The sequence below is a fragment of the Microcystis sp. M090S1 genome, from assembly GCF_020246295.1.
In the GTDB taxonomy this organism is placed as follows: domain Bacteria; phylum Cyanobacteriota; class Cyanobacteriia; order Cyanobacteriales; family Microcystaceae; genus Microcystis; species Microcystis aeruginosa.
In genome coordinates, this window is the sequence record NZ_JADBTF010000189.1 from 1 (window position 1) to 7,305 (window position 7,305).

Annotated in this window: 7 protein-coding genes and 2 pseudogenes; 5 read left to right on the forward strand and 4 right to left on the reverse strand. The window is 43.9% G+C overall.

Annotated features, from left to right (window positions below; translation table 11 throughout):
• The 3 genes and pseudogenes from IM477_RS23025 to IM477_RS08640 all read left to right on the forward strand — a co-directional run.
• Positions 1–167, forward strand: a pseudogene (locus IM477_RS23025) (RNA-guided endonuclease TnpB family protein); the annotation flags it as partial.
• A gap of 35 nt (positions 168–202) precedes the next feature.
• Positions 203–1,264 (forward strand): CIA30 family protein, encoded by a 1,062-nt coding sequence (locus IM477_RS08635; protein WP_287731392.1) that lies wholly within the window; start codon positions 203–205, stop codon positions 1,262–1,264.
• A gap of 86 nt (positions 1,265–1,350) precedes the next feature.
• Entirely contained in the window at positions 1,351–1,971 is a 621-nt protein-coding gene (locus tag IM477_RS08640) for a CPP1-like family protein (protein ID WP_147073738.1), read from the forward strand.
• On the opposite strand, the gene IM477_RS08645 is transcribed toward IM477_RS08640, so the two are convergent.
• A complete protein-coding gene (locus tag IM477_RS08645; protein WP_002761731.1) occupies positions 1,968–2,663 on the reverse strand; it encodes an HAD family hydrolase in 696 nt (231 codons plus the stop codon). The genes IM477_RS08640 and IM477_RS08645 overlap by 4 nt on opposite strands.
• Before the next feature lie 414 nt (positions 2,664–3,077).
• Here IM477_RS08645 and sds point away from each other — a divergent pair, with 414 nt between their 5' ends.
• On the forward strand, positions 3,078–4,049 hold the full coding sequence (sds, locus tag IM477_RS08650) for a solanesyl diphosphate synthase (protein ID WP_287731390.1): 972 nt from the start codon (positions 3,078–3,080) through the stop codon (positions 4,047–4,049).
• Here sds and IM477_RS08655 read toward each other — a convergent pair.
• Together IM477_RS08655 and IM477_RS08660 are read right to left on the reverse strand one after the other, a co-directional pair.
• Positions 4,046–4,591, reverse strand: coding sequence for a hypothetical protein (locus tag IM477_RS08655; RefSeq protein ID WP_072927146.1), 546 nt, complete (start codon positions 4,589–4,591; stop codon positions 4,046–4,048). The two genes, sds and IM477_RS08655, sit on opposite strands and share 4 nt — an antisense overlap.
• A 140-nt stretch (positions 4,592–4,731) precedes the next feature.
• A pseudogene (locus tag IM477_RS08660) lies at positions 4,732–4,839 on the reverse strand (2Fe-2S iron-sulfur cluster-binding protein); the annotation flags it as partial.
• Positions 4,840–4,901: 62 nt separating this feature from the next.
• On the opposite strand from IM477_RS08660, the gene cimA reads away from it, so the two are divergent.
• The gene (gene cimA, locus IM477_RS08665) at positions 4,902–6,542 is read left to right on the forward strand and encodes a citramalate synthase (protein ID WP_287731391.1); all 1,641 of its coding nucleotides are present in this window, start codon (positions 4,902–4,904) and stop codon (positions 6,540–6,542) included.
• A gap of 96 nt (positions 6,543–6,638) precedes the next feature.
• Here cimA and IM477_RS08670 read toward each other — a convergent pair whose 3' ends face one another.
• On the reverse strand, positions 6,639–7,133 hold the full coding sequence (locus IM477_RS08670) for a hypothetical protein (protein ID WP_002797423.1): 495 nt from the start codon (positions 7,131–7,133) through the stop codon (positions 6,639–6,641).
• Between the last annotated feature and the right edge of the window lie 172 nt (positions 7,134–7,305).

Here is a 7,305-nt window from a genome sequence, read left to right on the forward strand (position 1 = left end):
ATATCAAGGTCGCCGGTGGGCAATCGGAGACCTCAAAAAACGGACGTGGAGGACAGCATAAGACTTCTGTTAAAGAAGCAGCATCTCGTGAAGCGTCAACCCAGCGGTCGGTCGTTCAATTAAGTTTGTTTGATCTGCCGGGAATCACCGTCCGGCCCCGGCGGTGAGGATGTCAACAGTACCTTTTGAGGAGAGAAAAGTTATGGCTGAGTCAAAAAGCTGGGATTTTCAGAGATTTTGGCAAACTCTAGACTATTTTGATAGTATTCCCCTGTGGAGTTGTCTGCAAAAGCTGCTCGGTTTCGGGGAAGATAAAAAAAATCAGCTAACAAATGAGCAAGGGATGAAGACCATTTTAGTCATTGGTGGGGAAAATGCGATCGGTAGAAAAGTAATCACCCAACTACAGCAGCAAAACTATCAAATCCGCGCTTTAGTCGATAATATCGAGTCTGCACGTCAATTATTGGCTGAAAATGTCGATTTATTTGCTCTGCAAACCCCGCAATTATTCACAGGGATTGAGAGAATTATCTACTGTCAAGGGGAGAATAACCGCCATAGTTTAGCTAATTTACTCGATTTATTGAAAAATGCTGGGATAACCGCCGAAAAAACCCTCTTTGACTTTAGCAATCCCAGCAGTGATATCAAAGAAATCTGGGGTGCGGTGGATGATGTGGTAATGGGAGGAGTGAGTGAGAGTCAGATAACCCTGACTGGAGGACGAGCGCTCTTTTCCGGTATCGTTAGAACTGAAAATAACGGCGGTTTTGCCTCAGTTCGTACCAGAAACCTGAATCCTCCCCTAAATTTATCTAACTACGAGGGAATAGAATTACAGGTACAAGGGGACGGAAAACGCTATAAATTAATTCTGCGCTGTGAAGGACGTTGGGATGGCATCGGTTACTGTTATTCTTTTGATACACTTGATCGCACCTGGCAAAGTATTTCTATTCCTTTTGGCGATTTAATCCCGGTAGTGCGGGCCAAAACGATGAGAGATGCAGCACCCTTTGATAGCAGTAACGTCTATGCTTTGCAGTTAATGCAGAGTAAATTCGAGTACGATGGGGCCATAAATCCCCGTTTCTCCCCGGGGTTATTTGCTTTAGAAATTGTCACAATTAAAGCCTACGGTGGCAAAAACCGCTTAATTATCGTTAAAGAAGGAGAAATCGCCGAAAAAAGCCTTTTAGATGCTAGTGGTTATCCCTACGAAGCGATCGATTCTGCCCAGATTTTCGCTAAACTTAATTAATTTAAATAAGCTTGGATCTCAAGTTAAACTACAGAACATAGGGTTAAGATCATGACTATCGGGAGCATAATTAAGGAGGTATGTTCATGAGTGAACAGAATCCCTACGAACAACTTGGGGTTACTGAAGAATCCTCTTTTGAAGAAATTCAAGAGGCCAAACAAAGACTGGTGCAACAGTATCAAAATGATAGCAAAATTGTCGAATTGATCGAGTCGGCCTACGATTCGGTCCTCATGGATCGACTGCGGATGCGACAGGAGGGTAGAATTAAAGTTCCCGATCGCATTCGTTTTCCTGAACGTCTGGCGATTCCGGTGGAAAGTAAACCAGTTACTAGCAGCAAATCTCCTAACTGGTGGCAAAGCTTAATCGATACACCTTCTGCAAGGGATATCGGTGTACCAGCAGTGATTTACGCTTGTTTAGGAGCAATAACGCTGTTAGTTCCCGATCCCAGTGGCTCCCTCTTACCGCTGCTCTTAGCTTTTGGCGTTTTCGTTAATATCTATTTTTTCAACCGCAAGGAAAAACGTTTTGGCCGCGCCTTACTATTCACTCTCGCTGGTTTAGTGCTAGGAGTCGCTCTGGGAGCGGGATTAGCCAGTTTAGCGGCCAAGGCTGATTTGAACATTTTCGGCGATCGCCAAATTTATGCGCTCGTCACTTTTCTGATCTTTTGGGTGATTAGTAGTTTTTTCCGTTAACCAATCGCTCGTAGGGAGCCTAAGATCACGTCCACTGCTTCCCCAAGGTTATTGACGATATAATCAGGCTCGTAGCTCTCTAAACGGGAACGGCTGCGAATCCCCGATAATACGCCAATAACCTTAATATTTTGGCTTTTAGCGGCGGCAATATCCGCTTCCGTATCCCCCACCATCCAAGTATCGGCAGCCGCCGGCAGTTCTTTAGCGGCCTTAGCCATAAGCAGGGTTTTGTCGCGCACGTCGTTGGTTTTGGTGTAATTGTTATTTAGACAATAACGACGATTAGCGGCGAAAAAACGACCGATATCGTGGCGATTAAAGGCATGATCTAGCTCGGATACCCGCCGCATCGTCATCACGACTAAATCGATCTTTAACTCTTGGATTTTCTGGAGAGTTTCCAAAGAACCAACCACCGGGCGATCGTGGACAAGATAGGGTAAAGTATGGACAGTTTGACGACGAAGATGGGCAAATTTACGCGCTTGATCTTCATCTAATCCTGACATTTCCCCGATACGCTTCTCAGAAACCTGCTCCCGTTTTAACTGCCAGAATTCCGCTTTCGATAATTCCCCGATAATTTGACCTTTATAGGCGGTTTTCTGTAAACAGTCTTGATAAACTTGGTAATATCGCTCCGATACGTCCATTATCGGGCCGTCAAAGTCGCTAATTAGTCTCAACATCGTTCTAATACTTCTCGCTTTATTAATTTTTATATACAAGTTACCCTAGAGTCTTGACAATGACAAGAGTTTTGTCGGGAAAAAGATTAGGGACCAGGGAAGTGGGGTGTGGGAAGTGGGGTGTGGGGTGTGGGGTGTGGGGAGGTGGGGAAGTGGGGAGGTGGGGAAGTGGGGAAGTGGGGAGGTGGGGAAGTGGGGAGGTGGGGAAGTGGGGAAATTTCAACTAAAACCCTAATACCCTAAAACCCCAACCCCCAACCCCTCACTGATTACTGATCACTGATTACTGATCACTGATTACTGATTACTGATCACTGATCACTGATGCTTCCCCTTCCCTAGTCTGGACGGTTAGCTTAAAATAAATGTAAGGATATGTAAACTTTCGTAACTATCTCGCCAATTGGCTAACCAATGATCCCAACAACTTCTTTATTCGCACCCGTTGACGATGATCTCCGTCTTTTGACCGATAACTTAAAAAACCTCGTCGGCGCTCGTCATCCCATTTTAGCGGCGGCAGCAGAACATTTGTTCGAGGCCGGTGGTAAACGCGTTCGACCGGCGATCGTGTTGTTAGTGTCTCGCGCTACCATGTTAGACCGGGATATCACTCCCCGTCATCGTCGATTAGCGGAAATCACGGAGATGATCCACACTGCCAGTCTCGTCCATGATGATGTGGTAGATGAGGCAGAATTGCGGCGCGGTGTTCCCACCGTTAACAGTTTATTTGACAATCGCGTGGCGGTTTTAGCGGGGGATTTTCTTTTCGCTCAATCCTCTTGGTATCTAGCTAATTTAGATAATTTAGAAGTGGTAAAATTGCTCTCAGAAGTGATTCGCGATTTTGCTGAAGGGGAAATTCAACAGGGAATTAATCGCTTTGATACCAGTATCTCCTTGGCAGCTTATCTAGAAAAAAGTTACTACAAAACTGCTTCTTTAATTGCCAACAGTGCCAAAGCGGCCGGGGTATTAAGCGAGCAATCGGCTGAAGTTAATCATCATTTATATAATTATGGTCGCGATTTAGGATTAGCTTTTCAAATCGTCGATGATATTCTCGATTTTACCTCCCCTACGGAAGTATTAGGAAAACCCTCTGGCTCCGATTTGATCAGTGGTAATATCACCGCTCCCGCTCTCTTTGCCATGGAGGAAACTCCCTATATAGAAGTGTTAATCGAGCGGGAATTTAGTCAGGAAGGAGACATCGAAAAAGCTCTTGATTTTATTCACTCTAGCCAAGGTATTCTTCGCTCAAAAGAATTAGCCGATCAATACGGTCAAAGTGCCTTAAAACACCTTGAATGTTTAGCTTCTTCTCCCTCAAAAGATGTGTTAATCGAGCTAGTAGATTACGTTTTGAGCCGAATTTATTAGGGAATAATAGTTCTCGCCGTAGCAATAGTCCAAGCATCGACTAATAATAAAAATAGGGTGAGAATAAAAAGAATTCCATACATCCAAGGCTGAGAAAGGGGGCGAATATCAGTCATATCCAAGTTAGTTTTTTCCGCAATTATTTTGACCATGCGATTAAATCCCACTACTCGCATCGGCAATAAATAGGCTTTTTCCGAGGAGCGATCAAGGAAATAATAAACTAAACCACCCTGTCCTGTACTGCGACATTTCAGTTCTTTTATATCTGTCCAATTTAACCACCAACCAGAGCGAAGAAAAGCAGGAAACCATTGGGGATAGGTAACTTGTATCCCTGTTTCTGATAAAATGACTCTTTCACTTAAAGCTCCGTATAAAGCGATTAATCCTAAGCTAATTCCTACCCAGAGAAAATTGGGATTAACAGGGGAATTAGTGACTTTTGCTAAAAAGGGTAAAGGGATGGTTAACGCCACATATAAACTTAATAAAGTTACCCGAATTATTGGTGATATCCGAAAAGTTATTGTCTCGTTCATTTGATCACCTTAATCAGTAAACAGTAAACAGTGAAAAGAAGGCTCCGAACTTGCCACTTAATACTTTAACACTTTAACACTTAATACTGTTCACTGAAAACTCAAAACTGATCACTGATCACTGATCACTGATAACTGAACTTGGAAGCGCCATTATACAAAGAAATGTCATGTTTTAATAATACGCGACGGAGATTTGCACCTTGATCGCAGGTGATTGTTTGACCATAAACTGTTACTCTAGGCATTAGGGGCGTGATTTTAACTTGCTACAGTTATTAATTAATATTAACACCTATTGACTATTTATATGAACAATGGTAAGCGCATTTGGGTCTATGACACTACTCTCCGGGATGGGGCCCAGCGAGAAGGTATTTCCCTCTCCCTAGAAGATAAAATTAAAATCGCCAGGGAATTAGATAGAATGGGTATTCCTTTTATCGAAGGCGGTTGGCCGGGCGCAAACCCTAGAGACGGTCAATTTTTCTGGAAACTGCACGAAGAACCCCTAAAACAAGCGGAATTAGTCGCTTTTTGTTCCACTCGTCGCCCCCAGATCGAGGCCCGGGAAGATCGGATGTTAACCGCCATTCTCGCCGCTAGAACCCGTTGGGTGACAATTTTCGGCAAATCTTGGGATCTGCACGTCACAGAGGGCTTAAAAACCAGTCTGGAGGAGAATTTAGCCATGATAGGAGATACGATCGAGTATCTACGCTGTCAGGGAAAACGAGTCATTTATGATGCAGAACATTGGTTTGATGGTTACAAAAATAACCCCGAATACGCCCTTTTAACCCTCAAAACCGCCAGGGCTGCCGGGGCCGAATGGTTAGTTTTCTGTGATACCAACGGTGGCACTTTACCCCAAGAAATCGCCCCTATTGTGGAGAAAGTGCGGGAGCAATTGGGCATCGATCCCGATGAGGAAAATGCGCCTCAATTAGGCATCCATGCTCATAATGACGCAGGAACCGCCGTGGCTAACTCCTTAGCGGCAGTTAACGAGGGCGCACGCATGATTCAAGGCACAATTAACGGTTATGGGGAACGCTGCGGCAATGCCAATTTATGTACTTTAATTCCCAATCTTCAGTTAAAAATGGGCTTTTCCTGCCTAGAAGAAAATCAATTAGGCCGATTGACGGGAACTAGCCGAAAAATCAGCGAAATGGTCAATTTAGCCCCGGATGATCATGCTCCCTTCGTCGGACGCTCCGCTTTTGCCCATAAAGGCGGCATTCACGTTTCTGCGGTGGCGAAAAATCCCCTAACCTACGAACATATTAACCCGGAAGCGATCGGGAATCAGCGCCGCATCGTCATTTCTGACCAATCGGGATTAAGTAATGTGTTAGCGAAAGCGCGCAGTTTTGGCATCGATTTAAATAAAGATGATCCCACCTGTCGGCAAATTTTGGAACGTTTAAAAATCTTGGAAAGTGAGGGTTATCAATTTGAGGCAGCCGAAGCTAGTTTTGCGTTATTAATGCGGGAAGCTTTGGGACAGAGAAGCCACCTTTTTGAATTAAAAGGATTCCAAGTTTATTGTGATATGCTCCGGGATAGTGGTAATGCGATCGCTACAATTAAAGTACGGGTAAAAGAGGAAGATTTATTAGAAGTGGCCGAGGGTAACGGGCCTGTGGCTGCTTTAGATCGGGCTTTAAGAAAGGCTTTAGTCAAATTCTATCCCGAAATTGCTAACTTTCACCTGACCGATTATAAAGTGAGAATCCTCGATAGTGGTTCAGGGACGGCAGCGAAAACTCGGGTTTTAATCGAGTCGAGTAACGGTCAACAAAGATGGACTACCGTGGGAGTGTCTAGTAATATTTTAGAAGCTTCCTATCAAGCAGTAGTAGAAGGAATTGAATACGGTTTATATCTGCTGCAAAACAATAAACTAGAATTATCGGGTCAATTTTGTCCTTTGGGGATAATTTAGGGAACAGTTATCAGTTATCAGTTATCAGTTATCAGATTTTTTATCCCCACACCCTACACCCCACTTCCTGCTCCCCTTTCTGGGATTGAATGTTTCCTAGGATAATAATCTAGTGACGACAGAATTTTGCCAACGACGGGCCAAGGCCCGCAGATACATATTAACGGGAAACTGATAATATTCGATCATTAACCAGAGTAAACAAATAGCATGGCAAATAAAGGTTAAAATCGACCAAAATAGAGGCACCCATGACAAAGGACTCCCCTCGACTGGAGGAAAAAGATAGGCTCCCGTAGCCACAATTGCTGTGGGAAAAATCACAAATCCTAAACCGATAATTAAGTAAAAACCTGCCATCTCCATTCCTTCTCTCGGTAAACCCTGCCAATACTTACCATTCCAATACCAAGTTAAGGGTAATTGACTATCGGCCATTTTTAAAACTTGTTGTTCTAAATTAGCAGTAAAAATGTGTTGACAAAAGTTACAAGCATAGGCTTCCATGAGTGGTAAAGCGGCAATTTTACCATGGCGACAGACGGGACAAGAATAGGTATCGTGATAGTTTAATTGGGTTGGCTCGGTCATGGTTAATGTGAGTACGATTGACACTCCCGTCGCGCTTATGCGAGGGATTCTTGGTTCACTGACTCAAGTTGTCTTAGCAGGTATTTCTACCAACCAAAATAGAGCTTAAATCTCCCCAAGCGTTTAGGTCTGACGACCAGCTTCCGATATGCCCTATCGTAGCTTTTTTGAG

What these genes read in the sequence shown, in the direction of transcription:
- IM477_RS08635 (WP_287731392.1), top strand. Translation starts at nt 203, where the DNA reads ATGGCTGAGTCAAAAAGCTGGGATTTTCAGAGATTTTGGCAAACTCTA.
- IM477_RS08640 (WP_147073738.1), top strand. Translation starts at nt 1,351, where the DNA reads ATGAGTGAACAGAATCCCTACGAACAACTTGGGGTTACTGAAGAATCC.
- IM477_RS08670 (WP_002797423.1), bottom strand. Translation starts at nt 7,133, where the DNA reads ATGACCGAGCCAACCCAATTAAACTATCACGATACCTATTCTTGTCCC.
- IM477_RS08655 (WP_072927146.1), bottom strand. Translation starts at nt 4,591, where the DNA reads ATGAACGAGACAATAACTTTTCGGATATCACCAATAATTCGGGTAACT.
- cimA (WP_287731391.1), top strand. Translation starts at nt 4,902, where the DNA reads ATGAACAATGGTAAGCGCATTTGGGTCTATGACACTACTCTCCGGGAT.
- IM477_RS08645 (WP_002761731.1), bottom strand. Translation starts at nt 2,663, where the DNA reads ATGTTGAGACTAATTAGCGACTTTGACGGCCCGATAATGGACGTATCG.
- sds (WP_287731390.1), top strand. Translation starts at nt 3,078, where the DNA reads ATGATCCCAACAACTTCTTTATTCGCACCCGTTGACGATGATCTCCGT.